Source organism: Kribbella sp. NPDC049584 (assembly GCF_040675555.1).
Lineage (GTDB): Bacteria > Actinomycetota > Actinomycetes > Propionibacteriales > Kribbellaceae > Kribbella.
In genome coordinates this window covers 237,261-263,559 of sequence record NZ_JBFAPF010000008.1, presented here as the reverse complement: position 1 = coordinate 263,559, position 26,299 = coordinate 237,261, and the positions used below count along the sequence as shown (strand labels likewise).

The following is a 26,299-nucleotide window of genomic DNA, read 5'->3' as shown; positions in this document are numbered from 1 at the left end:
TGGTGGGGTGCGCATAGCGGTGCTTGGGCCTCTCGCGATGTGGGCGGCTGACGGGACTCCGCTCGACATCCGCGGCGTCCGCCTGCGCGGACTGCTCGCGCGCCTCGCGCTGAGTGCCGGGCGACCGGTCAGCGTCGAGACCCTCGTCGACGGGCTGTGGGGCAGCGAGGCTCCCAGTGCGAACGCTCTGCAGTCCCTGGTCTCCCGTCTGCGGGCCGGTCTCCCCGCGACCGAGTCGAGCATCTCGGTCCAGTCCGGCCCGGCCGGCTACACGCTCACGATCGGTCCGGACTGCGTCGACGCCCTCCAGTTCGAAGATCTCGTACGCCGCGGCCGCGCCCTGCTGGCCACCGAGCCGGAGCGGGCCCACGCCCTCCTGACCCAGGCCGACAAGCTGTGGCGCGGTGAAGCTCTCACCGACCTCCGTGACCTCCCGTTCGCCGGAGTCGAGGCGGACCGCCTGGCCGAGCTGCGCCTTGCCGCCGCGGAGGACCTCGCCGAGGCCGCTGTCACCTGCGGCCAGGCGCGCGACCTGATCACCGACCTCGAGCAGCTCGCTGTCACGCACCCACTGCGCGAGCGCGTCCACGAACTCCTCATCCGCGCTCTGTACGCCGACGGTCGCCAGGCGGAGGCTCTGGCGGCGTACGAACGGGTCCGGACCACGCTGGCCGATGAGCTGGGTGCCGACCCGGGCATCCGGCTCCGCGACCTCCATGTCTCGGTGCTGCGCGGCGACAGCGTCGACCCGACCGCCAAGTCGTCCGCGGTACCAGCTCCGGTGCCTTCAGCGCCGCGTAGCAACCTGCGTGCTCCGCTGACCAGCTTCGTAGGGCGCCGGGAGGACGTGGCCGAGCTGACCCGGCTGATGAGCAACGGGACCCGCCTGGTCACCATGGTCGGCCCGGGTGGCGCCGGCAAGACCAGGCTGGCCACCGAGGCCGGTAGGACGCTCGTAGACCAGAGCGGCGACGGCATCTGGTTCGTTGAGCTCGCGCCGCTCGGCGACGCCGCCGATGTGGCACCAGCTGTCCTGTCCACCCTCGGCGCCAGCGAGTACGTCGACGTGCAGCCGGCCACCTTCGCGCCGAAGCACATCCCGACCAGCCGGGCTGCAACGCTCCGGCTCGTCGAGGTGATCGGCGACCGCCGCGTCCTGCTCGTGCTCGACAACTGCGAGCACCTGATCCAGGAGGTCGCCGGATTGGTCGACTCCCTGCTTGCCTCCTGCCCGCGGCTCCGGGTGCTGACGACCAGCCGCGAGCCTCTGAGCATCCCCGGTGAGCACCTGCATCCGGTCGGTCCGCTCGCGATGCCGCCCGAGGACGAGCACAACGACACCGACGACTACCCGGCGATGCAGTTGTTCGTCGACCGGGCGCGCGCAGTACGCCCGGACTTCATGCTGATCGACAAGAACCGGGACGCGGTCGCCGAGATCTGCCGCCGACTGGACGGGATGCCGCTGGCGATCGAGCTGGCCGCGGCCCGGTTGCGGGCGCTCACCCCGCCGCAGATCGTGGACCGGCTCGCGGACCGGTTCCGGTTGCTGACCAGCGGCTCCCGGACCGCACTGCCCAGGCACCAGACCCTGCGAGCCGTTGTCGAGTGGAGCTGGGACCTGCTCGACCCGGACGAGCAAGCGGTCGCCAGGCGGCTCTCACTGTTCTCCGGCGGGGCCACGCTGGACGCGGCCGAACAGATCTGTAGCGACGACCGCATCCCGCCCGAGGCTGTGCTCGGCGTCCTCGCGTCTCTTGTGGACAAGTCCCTCGTGGAGGCCGCGGCCGACGAGCGCTCAGTGCGCTACCGGATGCTGGAGACGGTCCGTGCCTACGCCGCCGAGCAGCTGAAGGCCTCGGGCGAGTACGACCACTTCCGGCGCCAACACACGGCGTTCTTCAGCCGCATGCTGCGCCAGGCGCGACCGAAGCTGCGGACCGGTGAGCAGATCCAGTGGATCGCCCGGCTGACGGCCGACAACGAGAACCTGCTCGACGCGCTCCGTACTGCGATCGACATCGGCTCGGCGCGGATCGCCGTACAGATGGTTGCCGTGCTGGGCGAGTACTGGACGATGAGCGGTCGTCCGGCCGAGGCGGTCAACTGGATGCGGGCGGCTCTGGCCGTGCCGGGGAAGAGCGCGCCGCTGGACAAGGCCGAGGCGCTGTACCTGCTCGCGCTCGGACAGATGTCGAGCGGTGATGATCAGGCGAAGTCGTTCCAGCAGATGATCCGCGGACTGGCGACGGTCCGCTGGATGACGCGCCGGCACCAGCAGCTCGTCGACGCCGGGATCGGACTGTTCACCAACGCGATCTGGGCCGCGATCCGGCGGGACAAGGCGACCTGCTTCCGCGAGCTCGAGGCGGCCGGCGAGCATCGCGATCCGTGGGTCCGGAACATGGGCGTGATGATGGGCGCGATGTTCCGCGAGAACGAGGGCGAGGTCGAGCAGATGGCGGCCAACCTGACGGTCGCGCTCGACGGCTTCCGGCAGCTCGGTGACCGCTTCGGTACGTCGATGGCGCTGCGCGGGCTCGCGGGTTACCAGGCCAGCAGCGGTGATCATGCTCAGGCGCTGGAGTCGCTGATCGAAGCGCGCCACCTGATCGAAGAGCTCGGGACGACTGAAGGTGTCGCCCAGTTGCTCGGTGGGGCCGCGATGGCCCGGATCGAGCTGGGCGACATGGACGGTGCCCGGGCGGACCTGGAGCGCGCACTGCGGCTGTCCGAGGAGACAGGGTCCCGCGGCAGTGAGGCCATGACCTACATGGGGCTCGCGCGGATCGCGTACCGGACCGGTCAGTTCGACGAGTCGAGGGACCTGGCGGAGCGCGCGTACGGGTTGCTCGACCTCGAGGCCGAGCGGGTCGCGCCGCACGGACAGGCGAGCATGCTCGCGCAGCTGAGCCGGACGAACGCGGCCACCGGCGACCTCGAGCTGGCGCAACGGCGTAACCGGGAGTCCGTGCGGCTGGCTCTGACCACAGAGGACATGCCGCTCGTCGCTTCCGTCGTCGAGACCGCGGCGGATGTGGACCTGGCCGCGGGCGAGACCGAGCAGGCGGCGCGGACCCTCGGGATGACAACGGTACTGCGGGGGATGCGCTCGATCCCCGACGGCGACGTACAGCGGTCTGTCGATCGACTGCGTGATGCCTTGGGCAACGAAAAGTACGACGCCTGCTATGCCGCCGGCGCCGCACTGACCCGCGAAGAGGCGGTCGCCGAGCTTCGCAAACGCTACAGCTCCGACTAAGTCGTGATCAGCTGGACGGCAAGGTCCCGCAGTGAGCTCTGCACCTTCTGTTCCGGCGGTCGTGGTTCGGCCAGCATCCAGTCGTAGACGACGGTGTTCACCGCGCCGAAGAACGCCAGCGCGAGGAACCGGAAGTCCTTGCGCTTGATCTCACCGCGCTCGACCGCGGTGTCGCCGAGGTCGCGGACGTTGCCGATCAGCAACTCCCGGAACGCGATCCGCTGCTCCTCGACCGCGGGGCTGGTGCCGACCACCTCGACGAACGAGATCCGCGCCCGGCGGAGGTCGGCCATGATCGTGCGCAGGTACGAGTCGACGGCCGCGGTGATCCGCTCCCGGACCGGTCGGTCGGCGGTCCGGCGGAGCGCGTCTCCGGTGCTCCGGACCGCCAACTCGATCACCTGCGCGTGAACGGCGAGCAGTACTGCTTCCTTGTTCTGGAACTCGTGGTAGAAGTGCCGGGTGGACACTTTCGCCTGTGTACACAGGCGTTCCACGGATGTCGCCGGATATCCTTCGGTCCCGAAGAGCTCGAGCGCGGCGGCCAGCAGCCGTTCCCGGCGCGCGGCCTTCCACTCCTCGACTGACCGCCCGGAATAACGGCGTACGGAGGGTTCCCTCATCACACCTCTTGTCGCTACCCCGTGCCAGATGCCGGACATCCTATCCACCCCTCGGCGCAGGTGTAACCGGGTTACCTCCTCGTCAGTTCGGCTTGGTGTATCCCGTCGCTCCGTCGAGCAGCTCGCGGATGATGTCGAGGTGGCCGACGTGGCGCGCGGTCTCCTCGATCATGTGGCACAGGACGTACCGCAACGAGGCCGCTTCCTCCGCCGGCCGGCCCTTCTCGACGAACTCGAGCGGGAGGTCGGCGATGGTCGCGTTGGACCGGCGGCACTCCTCGTCGTACTCGTCGAGGAGCTGGGCCAGCGGTACGTCGTCGACGAACATCTCGGCGTCGACGTGGCCGTCCTCGGTCCACGGCGTCTGACCGGTGTCAGGGACGCCGGCGACGCCCAGCTGGAACCACCCGTACTCGACCCAGCGCAGGTGGGCGACGAGACCGGCGGCGGTCATCAACGGTGAGGTCGGCAGAACCTTGCGATGGGCATCTTCCTCGCTGAGCCCGGTGCACTTCATCCGGACGAAGGAACGCTGCAGGTCGAGCCATCCGATCAACTGAGCGCGCTCGTCGGCGGTCAGGGACGGACGTTGTACTTCGGTCATGCGACTAACTCCTTGGTGGAACGAAGCCACCCGGTCAGCCGCGGGCACGGCGGACGGGCAGCACGACAATCGGACTCGACATCGCGCTCACCTCCTCTCGCCGCCGGAGGTGTCGAAGCCCCCGGCAGCAGGACCGTATCCGATCACCGCCGGGGAGGAAACCACATTTCTGGCACTCTAGTTGTGACAAGCGCCCGCACCGCGCAACGAGGTGACACGTGGATCCACGGTTCGACCTGCCGCTCTACACCCGCGCTGAGGTTGCCCTCCACCTCGGCCTGCCGGCGACGACGCTCGGGGACTGGCTGCGGTCCGGCGCGCTGGAGGCCGGCAGCGGCGGCCGCGGCGAGCCGACGATCACGTTCGCCGGGCTGGTCGAGACGCATATGCTGCGGCACCTGCGCCGTACCGGGTTGTCGTTGCAGGCGATCGGCGAGGCGGCGGTGGCGCTGCGGTTGCGGGCGGGCCGGCACTATCCGTTGGCGTGGTCCGGGCTCGCTCACGACGGACGTGATCTGCTCGTCGAGATCGCGGCCGAGGGGCGTGACGCGGGTTGGGAGCGGATCCGCGACAGCCAGGGCGGCTTCCCCGGCGTACTGCGACGTGGATCGGCCGCGATCGGCTGGGCCGACGACGGGTACGCCGGCACGCTGCGGCTGGTGATCTACCACGACATCGACGTGATCGTGGACCCCGCACGCTCGTACGGCCGCCCGATGGTCGACGACGTACCCGTGGAGGACGTGATCGACGAGGTCCGCACCGGAGCGCCGTACCGCGAGATCGCAGCCAAGTTCCACCTAGAAGACTTCGAGGTCGAGGCACTGGTCCGCCCCCACATCCGCCCCCCAGCCTTCCGCAAACCCCGCCACCCACAAACCCCACCCGAATCCCTCCTTTGAGGACCTTCGGGTTTAGCGGTTGTCTTTGATGCGTTTGGCTTTGCCTAGGGAGCGTTCTAGGGCGTGGGGTGGGACGACTTCTACTGCTGCGGTGACGCCTACTCGGTCTTTGATGTGGCGGGAGAGGGTGGCTGCGGCGGTGGCGTAGTCGGCGAGGTCGGGGGTGGCTTCTACCTGGACGGTTAGTTCGTCCAGGCGGCCGGGGCGGGTCAGGATGCAGAGGTAGTGGGGGGTCAGGCCGGGGACCCGGAGGATTTGTTCCTCGATCTGGGTGGGGAAGACGTTTACTCCTCGGACGATCATCATGTCGTCGGTGCGGCCGGTGATCTTCTGCATGCGGCGCAGGCCGGGGCGGGCGGTGCCGGGGAGTAGGCGGGTCAGGTCTCTGGTGCGGTAGCGGAGGACCGGGAAGGCTTCCTTGGTGAGGGTGGTGAAGACCAGTTCGCCTTCGGAGCCGTCGGGGAGGACCTCGCCGGTCACCGGGTCGATGATCTCGGGGTACAAGTGGTCTTCCCAGATGTGGAGGCCGTCCTTGGTTTCTACGCATTCCTGCGCGACGCCCGGACCCATGACCTCCGACAGGCCGTAGATGTCGACGGCGTGGATGCCGGTGCGTTCCTCGACCTCGGTGCGCATCGCTTCGGTCCAGGGTTCGGCGCCGAAGATGCCGATCCGCAGCGACGTGTCGCGGGGGTCGAGGCCACGCGCGGACATCTCGTCCACGATCGAGAGGAAGTACGACGGGGTGACCATGATGATGCGCGCGCCGAAGTCGCGGATGAGGTCGACCTGGCGTTCGGTCATCCCGCCGGAGACGGGTACGACGGTGCACCCGAGCCGCTCGGCTCCGTAGTGTGCACCGAGTCCGCCGGTGAACAGACCGTAGCCGTAGGCAACATGACACACGTCGCCCGCACGCCCACCGGCCGCGCGGATCGATCGCGCCATCAGGTCGGCCCAGTTGTCCAGGTCGTGCTTCGTGTAGCCGACCACCGTCGGCCGCCCCGTCGTACCGGACGAGGCATGCACCCGCGCCACCTCGGTCCGCGGTACGGCGAACATGCCGAACGGGTAGTTGTCGCGCAGGTCCTTCTTCGCCGTGAACGGCAGCCGGCTCAGATCCTCCAGCGATTGAAGGTCACCAGGCTTGAACCCGATACCGTCCAGCGCGGCCCGATAGTGCGGCACGTTCTCGTAAGCACGCCGTACAGTTGCCTGCAGCAACGACAACTGGCGGACGCGGAGTTCGTCGACGGACAGCCGTTCGCCGGCGTCCTGCAACTCCGAAGGACAAGCCTCACCGAGCATTGGAGACCCCTAAGGACGAGCGAGCAGGGTCGCGATGCCCTGTCCGACACCGATGCACATCGTGGCCAGCGCGTACCGGGCGTCGCGGTGGCGAAGCTCCAGCGCCGCGGTCAACGCCAACCTTGCCCCCGACATCCCCAATGGATGCCCGAGGGCGATCGCGCCGCCGTTCGGGTTGACGTGCTCGGCATCGTCGGGCAGGCCGAGTTGCCGCAGTACGGCGAGGGACTGGGACGCGAACGCCTCGTTGAGCTCGATCACGTCGATATCGGACAACGCGACCCCGGTGCGATCGAGCAGCTTCCGCGTCGCGGGTGCGGGCCCGATTCCCATGATCCGGGGCGGTACTCCGGCCGCGGCCGTCCCGACCACCCGGGCCAGCGGATTCATCCCGAAACGTTCGACCGCCTCCCCGCTCATCACGAGCAGCGCGGCAGCCCCGTCGTTCACCCCCGACGCGTTCCCTGCCGTCACAGTCCCGGGCGATCGAAACGGAGTCTTCAAACCGGCAAGGGCCTCGAGCGATGTCTCCCGCGGATGCTCATCGGCATCGACCACAGTGACGGCACCACGCTTCCCCGGCACGTCAACCGCAACGATCTCCTCGGCCAGCCGCCCGTTCGCCTGCGCCTTGGCCGCGCGCTGCTGGGACCGCAACGCGAACAGATCCTGGTCCTCACGAGAGATCGAGAACTCCGCCGCGACGTTCTCCGCCGTCTCCGGCATCGAGTCGATCCCGTACTGCGCCTGCAGCGCGGGATTCACGAACCGCCACCCGAGCGTGGTGTCGAAGATCTCTGCCTGCCGCGAGAACGCGGTCGTTGCCTTGGGCATCACAAAGGGCGCCCGCGACATCGACTCGACCCCACCCGCGACGACGATGTCGTTGTCTCCGGCAATGATCGACCGGGTCGCGGACGCGACCGCGTCCAGCCCGGACCCGCACAGCCGGTTGATAGTCGTACCCGGCACCGAGTCCGGCAGACCGGACAGCAGCACAGCCATCCGGGCGACGTTCCGGTTGTCCTCACCGGCCTGGTTCGCGCAGCCGAGGATCACGTCGTCGATCAGTGCCGGGTCGAGCGCGGTCCGGTTCACCAGCGACGAGATCACGTTCGCCGCGAGGTCGTCGGGTCGTACGGCGGCCAGCGCACCGCCGTACCGTCCTATCGGGGTCCGGACGCCGTCGACCAGGAAGGCTTCCCTGGTCATGGGGCCTCCCGGCCTGGACTGAGGAGCGGAGGGAGCGAAGCGACCGGAGCGACGAGGGAAGGCCGGGAGCAACAGCCCCATGACCCGCGCGCCGGAGGCGCGCATTCAATACAGTTCATGAGTGCTCCTCGAGAATGGTGCCGGACAGTTGGCGGCTGCGGCCGCGGAATTCTGCGATCACCGCGTCGCCGCGGGTGACCGTCACGTCGTAGATCGCGTTCCGGCCGAAGGTGGTCCGCTCCTGGGCCTCGGCGACCAGCAGATCGCCGCGACGGGCCGGGGCGACGAACACGATGTCGCAGGCCTGCGCGACCGTCACCTGGTTGCGCGAGTTGCAGGCGAAGGCGAACGCCGAGTCGGCCAGACTGAACACGAATCCACCATGCGCGATCCCGTGCCCGTTGACCATGTCGTCGCGCACGCTCATCTCGAGCCGCGCCGTACCCTCCCCGACCGCCACCAGGCGCATGCCCAGCCCGGCACTGGCGGTGTCCTCCGCCCACATCGCCGCGGCCACCCTGGCTGCCAAGTCCATCCGGCCTGCCCCATCGAGAAGAAGGTTTATGACACTCTAGTCCCGGTTGCGCCCACGACTGTAACATCGCAGTCATGACCGATCTGCTCGCCGCTCATCGTGACCGACTCGACGCCGCCCTGACCGCGATCCGCAACCGTGGCTACCACTCCGCGTTCCCTGAGTCGCCGAGCCCGCGGGTGTACGGCGAGAACGCGGCGGCCGACGGCAAGACGGCGTTCGAGGCGCACCTCGGCACGACGTACCTCCTCGACATCCCCGGCGCGCACGGAACGGTCGTCACCGAGCAATCGCCGTTCGGGATCCCGATGGATGTCGCGTACCCCCGCGTCGTCGAGGAGGGCCTGGACGAGCTGCTCATGGCCGCCCAGCAGGGGCTCGCAGACTGGCGCCGGGCCGGGATCGACGGCCGCACCGGCGTGACGCTGGAGATCCTCGATCGGCTGCACAAGCGGGTGTTCGAGCTGGCCAACGCGGTTCAGCACACCAGCGGGCAGGCGTTCGTGATGGCGTTCCAGGCCGGCGGCGCCCATGCGCTGGACCGTGCCCTCGAGGCGGTCGCCTACGCGTACGAGGAGATGCACCGCTATCCGGCCACCGCGACCTGGGAGAAGCCCGCCAAGGGCGACCCGATCCGGATGGAGAAGACGTTCACCGTCACCGGTCGCGGTGTCGCGCTGGTGATCGGCTGCAACACGTTCCCGACCTGGAATTCCTGGCCCGGCCTCTTCGCCTCGCTGGTCACCGGCAACGCGGTCGTCGTGAAGCCGCACCCGCTGGCCGTCCTGCCACTCGCGATCACCGTCGACGTGTGCCGAGAGGTGCTCGCCGAGACCGGATTCGACCCGAACCTGGTCACCCTGGCCACCGAGCGCGCCGGTGACGGCCTGGCCAAGCCGCTGGCGCAACGGCCTGAGGTGAAGCTGATCGACTTCACCGGCGGCAGCGAGTTCGGCGAGTGGCTCGAGCAGAACGCGACCCAGGCGACCGTCTTCACCGAGAAGGCCGGCGTGAACGCGGTGATCATCGACTCCACCGACTCGTTCAAGGCGCTGTGCAACAACCTCGCCTTCACCCTGAGCCTGTACTCCGGCCAGATGTGCACCACCACCCAAAACCTTTTCATCCCGGCCGGCGGGATCGAAACCGACGAGGGCCACAAGTCCTTCGACGAGGTCGGCCAAGGCATCGCGACCGCGATCAGCAAGCTGCTCGGCGACGACTCCCGTGCGGTCGAGATCCTCGGCGGCATCGTGAACCAGGCCGTGATCAGTCGCCTCGAGCTCGCCCCGGAGTACGGCGACGTGGTGCTGGAGTCGCGCGCGATCGAGCACCCGGCCTTCCCCGATGCCGTCGTACGGACGCCGTTGCTCGTCGCGATCGACGCCGAGGACGCCGACGTGTACCGGCGGGAGTGCTTCGGGCCGGTCTCGTTCCTGGTCAGGACCGCGGACACCGCGCAGTCGATCGACCTGTTCAAGTCGACCGTGACCGAGGGCGGCGCGATGACCGCCGGCATCTATTCGACCGACCCGAAGATCCTCGACGAGGCCCGGGACGCGGCCCTCGACGCGGGCGTCGCCCTGTCCGAGAACCTGACCGGCCAGGTGTTCGTGAATCAGTCCGCCGCGTTCAGCGATTTCCACGGCACCGGCGCGAACCCGGCCGCCAACGCGACGTACACCGACGGGGCGTACGTCGCGAGCCGCTTCCGCGTCATTCAGTCCCGCCGCCACGTTGAGTGACAGCACCCGCGCACGCAGGGTGACATTGACGCTAAAAAATAACAGAGCGCTACGCCTTGCGTTTTGAGACCTCGCCCCGGATACTCTCAGTTAGTTGAGAGCGTAATAACTTTTAGCACGGGGGATCTGGGGTGGAACTGGGGACGGGCAGACATGCCCACATCGTGGTGCTGGTGCCTGCCCACAACGAGGAGGCGGCGCTACCGGCGGCGCTGGACTCGCTGTGGCAGCAGACCCGGCGACCGGACCGCGTGATCGTGGTCGCGGACAACTGCACGGATGGGACCGTCGCGCTGGCCACGGGGGCCGGCGCGGAGGTCTTCGAGACCGTCGGAAATGTCGACAAGAAGGCGGGCGGCCTGAACCAGGCGCTGTCCGTCCTGCTGCCGGTCCTGACGCCGGCCGACCGCGTGCTGGTGATGGACGCGGACGGCGTACTCGCGCCGACCTTCCTCGAGACGGCGCTGCGGGAGCTGGCCGACGAGTCGGTCGGGGCTGTCGGCGGCATCTTCTGGGGCGAGCCGGGTCACGGCCTGCTCGGCGAGCTGCAGCGCAACGAGTACGCGCGGTACGCACGCGACATCGCTCGGAAGAACGGCCGTGCGATGGTGCTGACCGGTACGGCGACGTTGCATCGGGTCGACGTACTGACCCGCGTCGCCGCCGCACGCGGCCACGAACTACCGGGTCCGCACGGCCTGGTGTACGACACCACTGCCCTGACCGAGGACAACGAGATCACCCTCGCGATCAAGTCGCTCGGCTACCGCTGCGTGTCGCCGGAGGACTGCTGGGTGGTCACCGAGGTGATGCCGACCTGGCGGGACCTGTGGCGGCAACGCCTGCGCTGGCAGCGCGGAGCGATCGAGAACCTGCGGGCGTACGGCCTCAACCGGGTCACGCTCCCGTACGCCGTGCAGCAGCTCGGCATGGGGATCGGCGTGATCGCGATGTGGTCCTTCGTATTGCTCACCGTCCTGACCGCCGGCAACGGCCTGCGGGTGCAGCCGCTGTGGCTGTCGGTCGGCCTGATCTTCGTCGTCGAACGCGTCGTGACGGTCCGCCGCCGCGGCGCCCGCCCCATGCTGCTCGCGGCCGTGATGGTCGTCGAGTGGGCCTACGACCTCTTCCTGCAAGGCGTTCTGCTGCGCGCTGTGTGGGATTCGGTGCGCCGGGCCGAGGCCCGCTGGCACCACGTCACTTCATTCAATCCACTGATCACAAGGAAGCCTCATGTACGGACACCAAAGTTTGACCTTGCCCGGCACCACGTTGGCCGCCACCGGCGCGGCGACCCAGACCCTCGCCTTGATGGTGGCCGGGTTCGCACTCCTGTTCGCCGGACTCGCGGTGCTGAAGTTGCTGCCGAAGCGTCGTTGAGCTGACCCTGAAACGGAGGGTATGACTGACTCATCTCCATCCGCCGATCCGTCCAGGAGACCCACCGTGACTGAAAGCTTGACCGAGGCACTCGCTTACTACGACAGCTGGCTGGCATTCAACCAGCGTTATCAGCGGGTGCCGGGCCTCCAGGTCGCGGTGTACGCCGGGGACGCGATCGCGTTCTCGGCGGCCTACGGGCTCGCGGACGTGGAGAACGACGTACCGCTGACCGAGCAGCACCTGTTCCGGATCGCGTCGCACTCGAAGACGTTCACGGCCACGGCCGTGTTACAGCTGGTCGAGCAGGGCCGCCTGCGGCTGGACGACAAGGCCGAGCAGCACGTCACCGAGATCGTCGGTACGCCGCTCGGCCAGCGGACCGTCCGCGAACTGCTGGCACACGCGGGCGGTGTCACCCGGGACGGTCTCGACGCGGACTGGTGGCAGCTGTCCACCAGCTTCCCGGACCGCGACGAGCTGCTCGAGGTCATGCGCCTCGAGTCGTCGGCCGTCATTCCCGAGAACGATCGCTTCAAGTACTCGAACATCGGCTACGGCCTGCTCGGCCTGATCATCGAGGCGGCGTCCGGTACGTCGTACAACGCCTACGTCCAGACCGCGATCGTCGACAAGCTCGGGCTGGCCGGGCTCGGTCCGGAGCTCGATCCGGCCCGGCTCGCGGAGTACGCGGCGGGCTACAGCGCGCTGTCGTACGCCGACACGCGCGTGCCGATCGAGCACATCAACACCCGGGCGCTGGCATCGGCGACCGGGTTCTTCGGTAATGCCCGCGACCTGGTGACGTACTTCTCCGCGCACCTGCCCGGCGACGACCGGTTGCTCACCGACAAGTCGAAGCGCGAGATGCAGCACCCGCTGTGGACCACCGGCGCGGACGACAAGGCGCGGTACGGTCTCGGCCTCTCGGTGACGAAGGTCGGCGACGTAGACGTCTTCGGCCACGGCGGCGGGTATCCGGGCCACATCACCCGGACCCTCGTCGACCCGGAACGCCGGCTCGTCGTGTCGGCACTGACCAATGCGATCGACGGTCCCGCGGCGCAGCTGGCCGAAGGCCTACTCCGGCTCCTCAACCTGGCCGACTCTAAGGACCGGGTCGAAGAGGCTGGGTTGGGCCGGTTCACCGGCCGGTTCGCGAACCTGTGGGGCATCACCGACTTCGTCCTGCTCGGCGGCCGCCTGTACGCGACCGACCCGTCCCTCGCGAATCCGGCCGAGGAGCCCCAGGAGCTCGAAGCCGACGGCGACACGCTGCGCGTCACCGGCGGGAACGGCTACGGCTCGTACGGCGAGTCGTACCGCTTCACCTTCGACGCCAACGGCGCCGTCGAGTCGGTCCGCGGCTCCAGCGGCCTCACCCTGCACCCCATCGACAAGTTCACCCTCCCGGAGCGAGTTACCGTGGCCGAGTGACCATTCACGGCGACCACCCGTTCCTGCCGCCCGAGTCGGAGCGGAGTCCGGTGCGGCGGTTCCGCGGGCGGTTGCCGTCACCGGTCGGGCTGTGGACGACGGCGTACGACGGGAAGCGGGCCGGGCTCACGGTGTCGTCGATGCTGGTGGCCGACGGTGAGCCCGGATATGTGATCGGACTCATCGACCCGGACTCGGACCTGTGGGAAACGTTGCGTGAGGCAAGGACCGCCGTGGTGTCGCTGCTCGGCGCGCCGCACCAGCAGTTGGCCGACGCCTTCGGGTACGTCGCCCCGGCCCCGGGCGGACCGTTCCGGTTGATCGACTGGACGGACACCGCCTGGGGGCCGGCGCCGGTCGGCGTCAGCACCTGGGCCGGCTGCACGCTGGTGGACCAGGACCCGCCCGAGGTCGGCTGGGGTTTGCAGGTGCAGCTGGAGATCGTCCACGTCGAGCTCACCAGCGAGGAGGCTCCTGCCCTGGTCCATCGACGGGGCCGGTACACGACGATTTAGTGACCCGTGAGCGATGTGGCGCGACGCTATCGGCGCCCAGGCACGCACCTCGGGGCACTTGGCCAGCGCCCACGATGCTCCGCATCGAGGCCACTGACCAAGCACCCCGATGCACGCACCTGGACACCGCTATCGTTCACGCCACATCGCTCACGGGCCACTAGTGTGGCCTCATGCGTGCCACAGTGATCCATGCGCCGTTCGACGTACGGCTAGAAGAGCTTCCGGACCCGAAGATCGAGGGACCGGGCGATGCGGTGGTCAAAGTCGTTGCCTCATGCATCTGTGGGTCCGACCTGTGGCCGTACCGCGGTGATCCGCCGGTGAAGCAGCCGCGGCCGATCGGGCACGAGTTCGTCGGCATCGTCCAGGAGGTCGGCTCCGACGTCCGCACGGTCAAGCCGGGCGACTTCGTGGTCGCGCCTTTCGTGGTGAGCGACGGGACCTGCCCGCACTGCCTGGCCGGTTACCAGACCGCCTGCCAGAACATGGTCGGCTACGGCCAGGGCAAGGCCGACGGCGGCCAGGGTGAGTACGTGAAGCTCCCGTACGCCGATGGCACGCTGGTCGCGACACCCGAGGTGCCGGACGACGCGCTCGTGCCGTCCCTGCTCACGCTGTCCGACGTGATGGGCACCGGCTGGCACGCGGCGCGCTCTGCACGAGTGAAGGCCGGCGACACGGTAGTTGTCGTGGGCGACGGTGCGGTCGGGCTGTGCGGCGTACTCGCGGCTTCGCGGATGGGTGCGGAGCGGGTCGTTGCCCTGTCGCGGCATGAGCCCCGTCAGAAGCTGGCGAAGGAATTCGGTGCCACGGACATCATTTCCGAACGCGGCGACGCGGCCAAGGACGCCGTACTCGAACTGACGAAGGGTGTCGGGGCCGACGCGGTCCTGGAATGTGTCGGCACCGCTCAGTCGATGACGACCGCGTTCGACGTCGCCCGGCCCGGGGCGACGGTCGGATTCGTGGGTGTGCCGCACGGCGTCGAGGTGCCGATCAGCACGATGTTCCGGAACAACATCGGGCTCGCGGGCGGTGCTGCACCGTGCCGCGCGTACCTGCCGGATCTGATGACCGACGTACTGAGCGGGGCGATCGACCCCGGCAAGGTGTTCGACTCGGAGCTCCCGCTGGCCGACGTGGCCGAGGGGTACGCCGCGATGCACGAGCGGCGCGCGATCAAGGTGTTGCTGCGGCCCTGATTGTGCGCAATCGGGTTGCGCACTGTGTCCTGTCGGGCCGTGAATGTGCGCGCTCTCACACTGTCAAGCTCTGCGGGGTCACGGCTGCGCAACGCGCCTGCGCGGAACGTTGACACCCGGTGCGCGCCGTCCCAGAGTTGCACAGTCAAGGGGGCATCGTTGTCACAGGCGGCTCCATCAACTGATCGGAGAGTGAATCATGCGTGGTGGTCTGAGTAAGACCCTGGCGCTGGTGGGTGCGGCGGGTCTTCTCGCGGTGAGCGCCTGCGGTAACAGCGACGACAGCGGCGGCGGCGGAGGCAACTCGTCCGCGAGTAAGGACGTCACTGTCTTCACCTGGTGGGCCGACGGTGGTGAGAAGGCCGGTCTGGACGGTCTGGTGTCGGTGTTCGGCACCACCTGCAAGGACTTCAAGTTCGTCAACTCGGCCGTCGCCGGTGGTGCGGGCTCGAACGCCAAGCAGGTGCTGGCCAACGACCTGCAGGCCGGCAAGCCGCCGTCGACGTTCCAGGCGCACGCCGGTGCGGAGCTGAAGGACTACATCAACGCCGGCCAGGTCGACGACGTCAGCCAGCTGTACAAGGACTTCGGGCTGGACAAGGCGTTCCCGCAGAACCTGATCGACAACCTGACGGTCGACGGCAAGATCTACTCGATCCCCGCCAACGTCCACCGGGCGAACATGGTCTGGGTGAACCCGACCGTGCTGAAGAAGGCGAGCATCGACGCCACGAAGGCCCCCGCCAACGTGGACGCGTGGATCGCCGACCTGACCAAGCTGAAGGCTGCCGGTGTGGCCGCCCCGCTGGCGATCTCGAAGGGCTTCGCCCAGGAGATGCTCGTCGAGGCTGTGCTGCTGGGTGAGCTGGGCGCGGACAAGTTCAAGGGTCTGTGGGACGGCAAGACGGACTGGGCCGGCGGCGACGTGACGGCGGCGCTGAACAAATACAAGACGCTGCTCACGTTCACCAACACCGACCGCGAGGCGATCGACTGGCCGGACGCGCTGGGCTACGTGAACTCCGGCAAGGCCGGCTACACGCTGATGGGTGACTGGGTTGCCGCGCAGCAGTTGGCGGACAAGATCCCGGACACCGCGTACACCTACTGGCCGGCCCCGGGCACCGGTGCGGACTTCCAGTTCCTGTCCGACTCGTTCACGCTGCCGACCAACGGCGCGGACCCGGACGGCGCCAAGTGCTGGCTGAAGACCGTCGGTTCGGCCGAGGGCCAGAAGGCGTTCAACACCAAGAAGGGCTCGATCCCGGCCCGTTCGGACGCCGACCCGGCCGACTACCCGAAGTACCAGCAGGGTGCGATGGCCGACTGGAAGAAGGACACGATCGTCCCGTCCTGCGCCCACGGTGCTGCCTGCACGGCCGGTCAGAACAACGACATCCTGTCCGCGCTCAGCCAGTTCAGCGGTAGCCCGGACGTCGCCAAGCTGCAGTCGGCGCTCGGTACGGCCATGAAGACCAGCTGACGCAGCCAAGAAAATGAACACAGAGTTGAGGAACCGTATGGTCGACGAGTTGGAGGACTGAGCGTGCACGGAAGAATCCGCACCTGGGGGCCCGGTGCCCTGGTGCTGCTGCCGACCGTGCTGCTGCTCGGGTACTTCGTCTACGGGCTGATCGCGTGGTCCTTCAACACCTCGCTGACGGATCGGCACACTGCCCGCAAGGGCCCGGCGCAGCACGTCGGGTTCGAGAACTACGGGAATCTGTTCAGCGAGGACCGCTTCCTCAACTCGCTGAAGAACCTCGGCGTGCTCACGGTGGTATTCATCGTGGGCACGCTGATCTTCGGCCTGCTCTGGGCACTGCTGCTGGAGAAGGGCGTGCCCGGCGAATCGATCTTCCGGTCGATCTACCTGTTCCCGATGGCGATCTCGATGATCGCCTCGGGCGTGGTCTGGGGCTGGTTGCTGAACCCGTCCCAGGGCGACGACGCGCGGGGACTGAACCGGTTGTTCGAGATCCTCCACCTGCATTTCCTGGAGAATCCATGGTGGACCGGGGGCAGTAGATGGACGACGATGGCGTCCATCGCGCTGCCCGCGGTCTGGCAGATGTCGGGCTACATCATGGCGCTGTTCCTGGCCGGATTCCGCGGGATCCCGCCGGAGCTGCGCGAGGCGGCCCGGGTCGACGGCGCGTCGGAGTTCAAGCTCTACCGGCACGTGCTGTTCCCGCAGCTGTCGCCGATCGCGCTGTCCGCGCTGATCATCCTCGGCCATATCTCGCTGAAGCTGTTCGACCTGATCTACGCGATCACCGGGCCGAACCAGTTCCGCACCGAGGTACCGGCCATCCTGATGTGGAACACCCTGCTCCGCAGTGACCTGGCCAAGGCGTCGGCGATCGGGATCGTCATGCTCGCGGTCGTCGCCGTACTCGTCATCCCGTACCTCGCGTGGACCGTCCGGCAGGAGACCGAGCAATGACCGCCGTAGAGGCTGCCACAGGCCATACCGCTGCAGCGATCCGGCAGACGCCGCGCCGCGGAGCAACCTCCGACGGCACGACCCGCCGCAGCCGGACCATCCGCTATGTCCTGCTGCTGTTGTTCTTGCTGTTCGTGCTGATCCCGGTGTACGTCGTACTCATCACGAGCTTCAAGACCTCCGGTGACACCACCGCTGCCTCGCAGTGGAACCTGCCGAAGACCTGGACGCTGGAGCCCTGGAGCAAGGCCTGGGACGTCCTCCAGCCGTACATGATCCGGTCGCTGTCGCTGGCGATCCCGGCCGCGATCATCTCGTCGCTGATCGGTTCGATGAACGGGTTCGTGCTGGCCCGCTGGCGGTTCCCGGGCGCGAACATCGTGTTCGCGTTCATCCTGTTCGGGATGTTCATCCCGTACCAGGCGGTCATGCTGCCGCTGCGTACGACGTTCACCGAGCTGGACGTGACCCGGGGTGTGCCGACGCTGATCATCGCGCACTGCATCTACGGCATCCCGATCTGCACGCTGATCTTCCGGAACTACTACGCCACGATCGTGCCGAACGAGATCATCGAGTCGGCCCGGGTGGACGGCGCCGGGCTGGTCCAGACGTACCTGCGGATCATCCTGCCGATCTCGATCTCCGGCTTCGTGGTGACGCTGATCTGGCAGTTCACCTCGGTCTGGAACGACTTCCTGTTCGCGCTGTTCCTGACCCAGCAGAACAACGGCCCGGTGACGCTCGGCCTGGCCGCGCTCGCCGGCGGCCAGAAGGTCGACTACGCCGCGAGCATGGCCGGCGCCCTGATCACGTCGTTCCCGACGCTGATCGTCTACATCCTCCTCGGCCGCTGGTTCATCGGCGGCCTGATGGCCGGCGCCCTCAAGGGCTGACGCCCCCGTACGCCGACGCGCGGCCCGAGCTCACTCCGAGCCCGGGCCGCGCTCTTTGAGCCCGGGCCGCGCTCTTTGAGCACGCACCAACCACTTCGCGGCCCGCGGACTGGTTGGTGCGTGCTCAAGGTCGGGCAGGAGGTTGTCCACAGGACGCGCGCACGGGACTGCGGCGGACTGGTTCCGGACGGTAATCTCACGAAGGTGACCAAGTCTCCACGCGGACGGGACGGGCGGCGCAGCCACTTACGGCTCGTCCCCGATCCTGGCGAGCCGCACGGGCCGACGGCGGGTGTCGATGTCGACACGACGCCGAGTGTCGCCGTGCTGGAGACCCTGCTGGAAACGCTCTCCCTCGACCTGGCCGCGGTGCCGGCCGCGCTGCATCCGGTGATCGCGGAGGCGTCGGTGGCCCGCTCGGCCTCGATGCTCGCCGATCAACTGTGGCCGGCCGGGCGACCGGACGAGATCGGCGAGGTGGAGCGGTTCTTCTGGGCCGACGCCGCGCGCGTGCTCGCTGAGCGGCGCGATCTCGAATCCTTCGTTCTGCTGACGAGTCTGGCGCGGACGGTGGGTCCGGCCGGGCGGTTGCCGTTGCAGCGGGCCCATATCTCCAGGTTACGCACGCAGGACGCGGTGCCCGAGTGGGTGACCCGGATCGCCGGGTTCCGGCTGACCAGCGCGATCGTGTCCGAGGACATCACCGGCGACGGCCTGAGCGTCGTCTTGGATTACGACGACGAGCAGCATCCGCATACCGTGGTGGTGTTCATCGACAACAACCTCGGCGCGATCGTCAAAGACGTGTTCGTCGGCCCGCCCGTCGACCGGGTGCTCGAGGCGTACCAGCGCGGCGGCCGGGTGACCATCCGGACGGTGCGGCCCTCAACCGCGGCCGGGATCATCCTGCAGGCGCTGGGGGAGACCCGCGACTACGACGATCCGCCGGTCAGCGAGGACTTCGAGTTCTTCACCGGCCTGCTGGTGAACCGGCTGACCCAGTTGCCGGAGCGCCCGATCCGCCCACCGATCCGCCCACTGCTGTCCCCGCGTCAGCGCGATCAGCTGGTCGAGGAGTTCCTCGAGTCGACGCCTTCGTTGCCGGATGACGCCGCGGACATCGTCAGGCTGTGGATCGACCACGCGGTGGATCACACGGTTGGCGGTCCGTTGCGCGTCAGCGCCGTGCTGGTCGAGCTTTTCCTTGCCCACTGGCTGCCTCGCAAGGTCCTTGCCGACAGCACGTATTTCGACGCGGTTCCGCTTGTCGTGAAGGCATGGCTCCGGTTCGCGGGCGACCGCACGCAGCTGCCGCTGGATGCGATCGACGAGGCAGTCGATGCCGTCGACGTCTGGCAGCCCGCGCTGGAGGCCGCCGCGATGATCGACCCGGTCGGCTCGAAGCCCGGTGAGCGCGTCTTCCTCGACGACACCACCAACGACCTGGAAGACGCTTACCGAGCCCTTGCCGGCCTAGGTTCTCCGCCCCAACCGGACCTCCGCGGCCTCGACAACTCGCAAGCAGCCACGCTCTCCGTCCTGGCCCCGCACGCTTGGTTGATGGCCGGCGAAACCCTTGGTACGGCGTACGCACCCGACGCGTTCGACATCGCCGAACGCCTGGTCCGCGACGCCCCCGACCTCCTCGCCAAGGCCCGCCTGTCCACCTGGCCCCGAGCCATCGTCTGGCTCCTCGCCCACCGCCACCGCCTCGTCGGCCCCGGGGAAACCCTCACCCCCTACGCCCTCGCCACCGACCTCTCGTCCTCCCCGGCAACCCTCCGCAAAACCGCCAAACTCCTGACCGACACGCTGATCCTCCCGCTCTGATCTCAGCCGCCGGGCCCCGCGCGGATCGGGTTGAGGCGCGGCGGACAATGGGGACATGCATGTGCGTGCGCCGGAGTTGCGGGGTCGGGGTTGGTTGAATACTGGCGGTCAGGAGTTGTCGCTCGCTGACTTCCGGGGGCGCTTTCTGTTGCTGGACTTCTGGGCGTTCTGCTGTATCAACTGCCTGCACGTGCTCGACGAGTTGCGGCCGTTGGAGGAGAAGTACGGCGATGCGCTGGTGATCGTCGGCGTGCACTCGCCGAAGTTCGCGCACGAGGGCGAAGAGGCCGCGGTCCGGGCCGCTGTCGAGCGGTACGAGGTGGGGCACCCGGTGCTGGACGACCCGGAGCTGATCACCTGGCAGAACTACACCGCCCGCGCCTGGCCGACGCTCGTGCTGGTCGATCCGAACGGCTACATCGTCGCGCAGTACTCCGGCGAGGGCCACGCGCACGCTTTGGACGCGCTGCTGGCCGAGCTGATCGTCCAGCACGAGCAGGCGGGTACGCTCACCCGCGGCAAGTCGCCGTACGTCGCACCTGTTGCCGAGTCCACCGATCTCCGCTTCCCGGCGAAGGTCGTTGCTCTGGACAACGGGCTGCTGGTCGCGGACGCCGGGAACCACAGCATCGTCGAGCTCGCCGCTGACGCGACCACCGTAGTACGCCGGATCGGTACCGGCCGGCGCGGATTCACGGACGGCTCCGCTGATGAAGCGTCGTTTTCGGAGCCCAATGGGCTTGTGGTTCTTCCGCCCGAGGTCGCCGGTCGTCTCGGGTACGACGTCGTCGTCGCGGACACCGTCAACCATGCGTTGCGGGGAATCTCGCTGGCGGATGGTCACGTGCGGACATTGGTTGGCACGGGCAAGCAGTGGATGGACGGCGACGGCACCGACGTACTCAGTTCGCCGTGGGACGTGGCGTGGTGGGGCGACAAAGTGTGGATCGCGATGGCCGGCGTACATCAGCTGTGGACCTTCGATCCGTTCACTGGCGTCACTGAGGTGGCCGCGGGTACGACGAACGAAGGGTTGAAGGACGGGCCGCTGGCGGAGGCCTGGTTCGCGCAGACCAGTGGACTGGCGGCGGATGGCGATCGGTTGTGGCTGGCCGACTCCGAGATCTCTGCGCTGCGATGGATCGACACCGAGGTGCACACTGCCGTCGGGACCGGGCTGTTCGACTTCGGCCTGCGGGACGGGAAGGCGAGCGAGGCCTTGCTGCAGCACCCGCTCGGCGTGACCGTTCTTCCCGACGGGTCGATCGCGATCGCCGACACCTACAACGGCGCCGTACGCCGCTATGACCCGCGCACCGAGGTCGTCGAGACGATGGCGACCGGTCTGGCCGAGCCCAGCGGCGCTGTTGTCGTGGGCAACGAACTGCTCGTCGTCGAGTCGGCGGCCCACCGCCTCACGCGGGTGCCTTTGGGAGCGTCCGCCATCGCTGACGAGTTCAGCACGCAGACCCAGCGCCCGCCGATGGACGTGGCCGCCGGTGAGGTCACCCTGGAAGTCGTGTTCACCCCGCCGCCCGGCCAGAAACTCGACGACCGCTACGGCCCGTCCACCCGTCTGCTCGTGTCCGCGACACCTGACACGCTCCTGCGTGAAGGCGCCGGCGACTCCAGCGACCTCGTACGCCGCCTCGTCATCGACCCGCACGCGGGCACCGGCGTCCTCCACGTCGCCGTACAGGCCGCGTCCTGCGACGACGCGTCCGAGGTGGAGTTCCCGGCGTGCCACATGCACCGGCAGGACTGGGGCGTGCCGATCCGCGTCACTCCCGACGGCCCCGACCGGGTCGAGCTGGTGCTCTCCGGCAGCAAGTAGCAGTTGGCTGTTTGTTGAGTGGGTACAGAGAGGTAGCTTTGACGAAGTAGAACGACTCACTGGGAGACTCACATGAGCGAGCGAAGCGAGCTCATCATCAAGCACAGTGCGCCACGTGTCTCATCGGCGCCCGGAGCGAAGCGAGGACGTCGATGAGCATCGGTGTGGGGATCTTTCTGATGGTGGTCGGCGCCGTGCTCGCGTTCGCTGTCCGCGACACCTGGGATGCCGTCAACCTGCAAGTGGTCGGCTACATCTTGCTGCTGGCCGGCCTGGCCGGCATCCTCCTCTCCTTCTACATCACCAACCGCCGCCGCCGCGTGACGACCGACGCCATCGACCCGGCCGTCGAAGAGGAGTACCGCGTCGTCGAGGAACACCACCGCGACATCACGGAGTAGGCGAGGTTCCCGAGCATCCCTGAGGAACGCTCAGGGACAGCTCGGGGGATCTGCCTGATCCAGCGAGCACGCCTCGCCACCTACTGTCGATGCGACAACGTGGGTGGGCTCGAGAAGAGGCGGACGATGGCGGAGAACAAGCAGCTCGGCGTGGTCCTGCTGGTGGTGGCGGCCGGGCTGGCGTTCTGGCAGTTCGGGGGCAAGGACTCCGACGACACGAACAAGGTCGACGACAAGATCACCACGGTGCAGCTCGCCACCGGAGGCCGCTCCGACATCACGATCAAGGTCTCCGACGACGACACGACCACCGTCCAGGAGCAGCGCAAGTACTGGTTCTTCAAGCGCGGCGACGCGTACTCCGTGAAGGACGGCGTCCTCAAACTCGACGGCGACTGTGGCTGGCAGTGCAGCGCCGACTTCGAAGTCACCGTCCCGCGGGGAACGAAGGTCACCGGTGAGAACGGCAGCGGCGACCTGGAACTGAGCGGCGTTGCCGGCGTCGATGTGAAGTCCCGCTCCGGCGAGGTCACCCTCCGCGAGATCAACGGTGATGTGAACCTGGACCTGACCTCCGGCGATGTGTCGGTCAGCGACCTCACCGGCAAACTGGATGTGAAAGCGAACTCGGGCGACATCGAGGCCGCCGGCCTGAAGGGCGGCCCGGTCAACGTCGAGACCTCGTCCGGCGACATGGAACTCCAACTCGCCGAGGCCAACGATGTCCGCGTGAAGGGGACGAGTGGCGACATCGAGATCACCGCGCCAGGCGGCGACTACAAGGTCTCCACGGAGTCCCGCACCGGCGACGTCGAGAACTCACTCGGCAACTCCGCCGACGCCTCCCACAGCCTCAGCGCCACAACGACCTCAGGTGACATCGAACTCCACGCCCGGTAAATGACCGGGGGTTAGCGATGTAGGTCGCCGCGGGAGACGGACTCGGCCAGGTCCTCGCCGGTGGTGCCGTAGAAGGTACGGGCCCAGAGGGTGCCGTCGTACCAGTAGGGGCCGTCGTCGCCGGGGAGTGACGCCGGTGCGGTGCCGCGCTTGAGAGCTCGGCGGCAGTCGGCGCAGAGGGGGAGCGTGAGCGTGGTGCCGTCGGCTTCTACCTGGGTGGGCTTGCCGGCCGACCGACCGTGCAGCGGGTTGAACGCGCACAGATCCGGTACGGCGTCCGGCCGGCCCGTCACCGCGACGTCGTACTCCCGGCGAGCCTTGTCGAGGAGCACCATCGCGCCGACCAGGTCCACCAACGACGTAGACGAGTCGAGAACCTTCCCGGCCGCTGCGTGATCGTCGAGCGCCGCCTGCTGATGCACCAGACCTGGCCCGTCGGTCGTGGGCAGTGCTGCGAGCTTCGTGCCGAGCGTGGTCAGCTCAGCCGTCGTGTCCCGTTCCAGTCGCCGGCGCCGCTCGGCCGCGACCGTCGCGGCGACGTGCGGCGGGATGCGGAAGGCCTTCTCCCGCTGCGGCGCGCGTCGCCGCAGCCCGATCACCAAACCGAGCAGCACCAGTACGACGAGCCCGCCGACGATCGACAGCGCAACGACCCAGCCATGCCCACCCGAGTCCGAGTCGGAAGCCTCGGACGGTCTGCCCGACGAGGTCGCCCGGGGCGTGGTCGAAGGGATCCCCGGCGCCGCGAGCAGCTCGTACATCCGGGCCAGGACCTCGGTCGGCCCCGCGTCGTACCCCTCGTCGTCCAGCGCCCGTTCGCGCGAAGCCTGCAGTTTGTCCTCGCTGACCTGCGGTACGTCGCGCGCCTCGTACCACGGGAAGCGATCGCCGCCGTCGACCACGACGTACAACCCCGGCTTGCGCAGAGCGTCCATCACCAGGGTGAGCACGGTGCTCTCCTCGCCCTGGAACTCGTCGCTCGGCGTCAACGGCAGGATGATCGTGTAGATCGGGTACCCGACCGCCTTGGCCTTCGTCCGTACGTCGGCCCGCAGCTTCTCCGGCAGCGCCGACGCGTACGCCGGATCGATGTACAGCGGATCCTTGGTCAGCGCCGTCGCGATCTCCCGAGCTCGTTCCGCCGGCGTCCGCGCCGCATCCGCGTTGGCCTCGGCCGGGACTGCGACCAACAACACCAAAGCCGCCAAGCAGCTCAAGAGGCCCTTCACGCGCTTTCCTTCCGACGCCGGGCGGCGATCGCCGCCACGATCAACACGATTCCGGCGAGGATCCCGCCGCCGATCATCCCGAGCACAGCACCGCCGAGACCGTTGCCGATCGCCTTGCCGACAGTGAACTTCTCCTCCGGGTACGAACGCTCCGGCTCGGTCGGCACCGGTTCGGTCCGGGCCGGCTCGGGCGAGTAGCGAGCGTTCAGCTCGACGTTGTCGAGGTACTTCGACAGCTGCGCGCTCAGGGTCTCGTCCTTCTCCCGCCAGGTGCTGTCCGGCGCGTACGCCGCGAGCTGATGCGCCACGCCGTACGTCGTGTCGCCGTCCATCACGACGTACACGCCCGGCTTCCCGTTCGCGGCGGCCAGCCGTCCGGCGAGGAGATCCGCGTCGCCCTTCTCCGGGAACCACTCGCCGGTCGGTACGACGGCAACGAAGACGGGCATCTTCGCCGACGAGATCACCCGCAGCATCTCGTTGCCATCGGCAATCGAGGTGAAGTCGGGATCGACGTACAGGCCCTGCTTCGCCCAGGCGGCGGTGGCCGCGGCGATCCGGGGATCGGCGGGCGTGGCCGCCCAGGCCGTCCCGGTCAAGGCCGCCCAGGCCGTCCCGGTCAGGGCGAAGGCAGTGGCCAATAGCAACAGAACGAGGCGCCTCATCGGACTGCGATCCGTTCGGGCAGGTCGTCGGACAGCGCACCGAAGCCGGTCGCGACCATCGGGTTGTCCTCCGGATCGAGCGTCCAGTACGGCACCTGCTTGCGGTCGTGACCGAGCAGCCCGGACTTGCTCCACACCCGCAGCCCGGTCGGCGTCCGGCCGCGCCGGATGACGCTCGCACACGACTGGCACGCGGGTACTTCGACCTCGTCCGCCCAGTCGACCGTGGCCGTTCCGGGATTGTGCGTCGGGTTGAAGAAGCACGGCGGTTGCACGGCAGCTCCGGAGGCAACGCGCTCGGCCTGCCGCGCGAGGACGAGCGCACCGGCGGCCGCGAGCAGGTCCTCCGGCTGATCCGCGCGCAGCCTGCGCGCCGCATCCAGCCGGCGGTACGCGTCATCGCGCTGGTCGAGCTGCTTCGTCGACTTGTTGTTGCGCTCGTCCAGCCGCGCAAGCGCGCGCTCGGCCTGTTTGATCTTGTCGTCGGCCTTGAGCTCCACGTCCCACGCCTCGATCGGCGGCTCGTCGGCGCGTTGCCGTTTCGTCCGCTTGGCCGGCCGACGGCGGCGCAGCCCGAGGAACAGAACCAGCGCGAACCCGATCACCGCGCCGGCCCCGAGGCCGACGTACGCGGACCGATCCTCCTTGTCGGTCACCGACAGCCCACCGTCGCTGCGCCGCGGATCCAGATCAGCTGCCGGGACCTGCGGCAACGGACGACCGTCGTACGCCGTGGATGCCTGCTGGATCGTCCGGACGATCTGTGGGGCCGGACGCTCGTCGACGAGATCGGAGTCCTGCTTGTCGTCGGACCGCACGCCGGCCAGATCCCGGCCACGCAGCCCGGCCGGGCGGAACAGCTCAGCGCGGTCCGACCAGTAGGTGTCGTAGACAACCGCGACGATGTAGACGCCCGGCTCGCCGATCCGCGCGTGCAGCAACGTCGGCAGGTCGTAGCCGCTCGCCCGGAGGTACGGCGATTGCGGCACGAGCGCGACGTACACCGGCAGACCGGCCGTCCGCATCGCGGTACGGATCCGGGTCAGCTCGGACGTCGGCATCGTCGCCCGCAGTCGCTCGTCCACGGACAGGTGGTCGGTCCGCCAGGCCGCGGCGATGCGGTCGGGCAGCTCGGGGGTATCGGCCTGAGCGGGGAGCACCGGCAGGAACGTTAGGGCCGCAACCACGGCGCAGAAGAGTCGGGCGGACATCGCGGACAGCCTACGACGACCGGATCTGGGCACACTCACACGGACGCTGAATCCCCTCGACCGGTTCCGGAATAGACGCGACCCTGGCTCGGACAGGGGAAGCCAAGCCAGGGTCACGGTGTTGCAGGGCAGAAACGTTGCTACAACACCCCGCTTTAC

At 68.3% G+C, this 26,299-nt stretch carries 22 protein-coding genes; 14 read left to right on the top strand and 8 right to left on the bottom strand.

Annotated elements, in window-relative coordinates; all coding sequences use genetic code 11:
* The first annotated feature begins 19 nt into the window (after positions 1 to 19).
* Positions 20 to 3,262 (top strand): BTAD domain-containing putative transcriptional regulator, encoded by a 3,243-nt coding sequence (locus AB0J62_RS26665; protein ID WP_363876626.1) that lies wholly within the window; start codon positions 20 to 22, stop codon positions 3,260 to 3,262.
* Here the strand turns inward: AB0J62_RS26665 and AB0J62_RS26660 are convergent.
* Both AB0J62_RS26660 and AB0J62_RS26655 read right to left on the bottom strand, forming a co-directional pair.
* A complete protein-coding gene (locus AB0J62_RS26660; RefSeq protein ID WP_363876623.1) occupies positions 3,259 to 3,885 on the bottom strand; it encodes a TetR/AcrR family transcriptional regulator in 627 nt (208 codons plus the stop codon). The two genes, AB0J62_RS26665 and AB0J62_RS26660, sit on opposite strands and share 4 nt — an antisense overlap.
* Positions 3,886 to 3,967: 82 nt before the next feature.
* Positions 3,968 to 4,489: a DinB family protein gene (locus AB0J62_RS26655; protein WP_363876620.1), complete on the bottom strand. Its 522-nt coding sequence runs from the start codon at positions 4,487 to 4,489 to the stop codon at positions 3,968 to 3,970.
* 218 nt (positions 4,490 to 4,707) lie between these two features.
* Between AB0J62_RS26655 and AB0J62_RS26650 the strand changes: the two genes are divergently transcribed.
* Positions 4,708 to 5,391 carry a hypothetical protein gene (locus tag AB0J62_RS26650; protein ID WP_363876617.1) on the top strand — a complete coding sequence of 228 codons (684 nt, stop codon included), beginning with the start codon at positions 4,708 to 4,710 and terminating at the stop codon, positions 5,389 to 5,391.
* A gap of 12 nt (positions 5,392 to 5,403) precedes the next feature.
* Here AB0J62_RS26650 and paaK read toward each other — a convergent pair whose 3' ends face one another.
* From paaK to paaI, 3 genes are all read right to left on the bottom strand, one after another.
* Complete coding sequence (gene paaK / locus AB0J62_RS26645; protein ID WP_363876614.1) at positions 5,404 to 6,699, bottom strand: phenylacetate--CoA ligase PaaK; 1,296 nt, start codon at positions 6,697 to 6,699, stop codon at positions 5,404 to 5,406.
* A gap of 9 nt (positions 6,700 to 6,708) precedes the next feature.
* On the bottom strand, positions 6,709 to 7,911 hold the full coding sequence (pcaF, locus tag AB0J62_RS26640) for a 3-oxoadipyl-CoA thiolase (protein WP_363876611.1): 1,203 nt from the start codon (positions 7,909 to 7,911) through the stop codon (positions 6,709 to 6,711).
* A gap of 115 nt (positions 7,912 to 8,026) precedes the next feature.
* On the bottom strand, positions 8,027 to 8,446 hold the full coding sequence (gene paaI / locus AB0J62_RS26635) for a hydroxyphenylacetyl-CoA thioesterase PaaI (protein ID WP_363876608.1): 420 nt from the start codon (positions 8,444 to 8,446) through the stop codon (positions 8,027 to 8,029).
* A gap of 74 nt (positions 8,447 to 8,520) precedes the next feature.
* Here paaI and paaN point away from each other — a divergent pair, with 74 nt between their 5' ends.
* From paaN to AB0J62_RS26575, 12 genes are all read left to right on the top strand, one after another.
* A complete protein-coding gene (paaN, locus tag AB0J62_RS26630; protein WP_363876605.1) occupies positions 8,521 to 10,191 on the top strand; it encodes a phenylacetic acid degradation protein PaaN in 1,671 nt (556 codons plus the stop codon).
* A gap of 131 nt (positions 10,192 to 10,322) precedes the next feature.
* On the top strand, positions 10,323 to 11,576 hold the full coding sequence (locus AB0J62_RS26625) for a glycosyltransferase family 2 protein (protein ID WP_363876602.1): 1,254 nt from the start codon (positions 10,323 to 10,325) through the stop codon (positions 11,574 to 11,576).
* A 61-nt stretch (positions 11,577 to 11,637) separates the two neighbouring features.
* Positions 11,638 to 13,008, top strand: a complete 1,371-nt coding sequence (locus AB0J62_RS26620) for a serine hydrolase domain-containing protein (protein WP_363876599.1) — start codon at positions 11,638 to 11,640, stop codon at positions 13,006 to 13,008.
* The gene (locus tag AB0J62_RS26615; RefSeq protein ID WP_363876596.1) at positions 13,005 to 13,523 is read left to right on the top strand and encodes a flavin reductase family protein; all 519 of its coding nucleotides are present in this window, start codon (positions 13,005 to 13,007) and stop codon (positions 13,521 to 13,523) included. Before AB0J62_RS26620 ends, AB0J62_RS26615 begins: the two co-directional genes overlap by 4 nt.
* 173 nt (positions 13,524 to 13,696) lie before the next feature.
* Positions 13,697 to 14,728, top strand: a complete 1,032-nt coding sequence (locus tag AB0J62_RS26610; RefSeq protein ID WP_363876593.1) for a zinc-dependent alcohol dehydrogenase family protein — start codon at positions 13,697 to 13,699, stop codon at positions 14,726 to 14,728.
* Between the two features lie 199 nt (positions 14,729 to 14,927).
* A complete protein-coding gene (locus tag AB0J62_RS26605) occupies positions 14,928 to 16,211 on the top strand; it encodes an extracellular solute-binding protein (protein ID WP_363876590.1) in 1,284 nt (427 codons plus the stop codon).
* 63 nt (positions 16,212 to 16,274) lie between these two features.
* Positions 16,275 to 17,174, top strand: a complete 900-nt coding sequence (locus tag AB0J62_RS26600; protein WP_363876586.1) for a sugar ABC transporter permease — start codon at positions 16,275 to 16,277, stop codon at positions 17,172 to 17,174.
* Complete coding sequence (locus AB0J62_RS26595; RefSeq protein ID WP_363876583.1) at positions 17,171 to 18,070, top strand: carbohydrate ABC transporter permease; 900 nt, start codon at positions 17,171 to 17,173, stop codon at positions 18,068 to 18,070. Before AB0J62_RS26600 ends, AB0J62_RS26595 begins: the two co-directional genes overlap by 4 nt.
* 204 nt (positions 18,071 to 18,274) lie before the next feature.
* Positions 18,275 to 19,900 carry a hypothetical protein gene (locus AB0J62_RS26590; protein WP_363876580.1) on the top strand — a complete coding sequence of 542 codons (1,626 nt, stop codon included), beginning with the start codon at positions 18,275 to 18,277 and terminating at the stop codon, positions 19,898 to 19,900.
* A gap of 55 nt (positions 19,901 to 19,955) precedes the next feature.
* Positions 19,956 to 21,734: an NHL domain-containing thioredoxin family protein gene (locus AB0J62_RS26585; RefSeq protein ID WP_363876577.1), complete on the top strand. Its 1,779-nt coding sequence runs from the start codon at positions 19,956 to 19,958 to the stop codon at positions 21,732 to 21,734.
* 152 nt (positions 21,735 to 21,886) lie between these two features.
* Positions 21,887 to 22,135 (top strand): DUF6458 family protein, encoded by a 249-nt coding sequence (locus AB0J62_RS26580; RefSeq protein WP_134110656.1) that lies wholly within the window; start codon positions 21,887 to 21,889, stop codon positions 22,133 to 22,135.
* Positions 22,136 to 22,261: 126 nt separating this feature from the next.
* A complete protein-coding gene (locus AB0J62_RS26575; protein ID WP_363876572.1) occupies positions 22,262 to 23,035 on the top strand; it encodes a DUF4097 family beta strand repeat-containing protein in 774 nt (257 codons plus the stop codon).
* Positions 23,036 to 23,046: 11 nt separating this feature from the next.
* Here the strand turns inward: AB0J62_RS26575 and AB0J62_RS26570 are convergent, their stop codons facing one another.
* The 3 genes from AB0J62_RS26570 to AB0J62_RS26560 are packed head-to-tail and all read right to left on the bottom strand — an operon-like array spanning position 23,047 to position 26,140.
* Positions 23,047 to 24,264, bottom strand: coding sequence for a hypothetical protein (locus tag AB0J62_RS26570; protein ID WP_363876569.1), 1,218 nt, complete (start codon positions 24,262 to 24,264; stop codon positions 23,047 to 23,049).
* Positions 24,261 to 24,929, bottom strand: coding sequence for a hypothetical protein (locus tag AB0J62_RS26565; protein ID WP_363876566.1), 669 nt, complete (start codon positions 24,927 to 24,929; stop codon positions 24,261 to 24,263). The genes AB0J62_RS26570 and AB0J62_RS26565 overlap by 4 nt, the downstream gene beginning before the upstream one ends.
* Entirely contained in the window at positions 24,926 to 26,140 is a 1,215-nt protein-coding gene (locus tag AB0J62_RS26560; RefSeq protein ID WP_363876563.1) for a hypothetical protein, read from the bottom strand. Before AB0J62_RS26560 ends, AB0J62_RS26565 begins: the two co-directional genes overlap by 4 nt.
* Between the last annotated feature and the right edge of the window lie 159 nt (positions 26,141 to 26,299).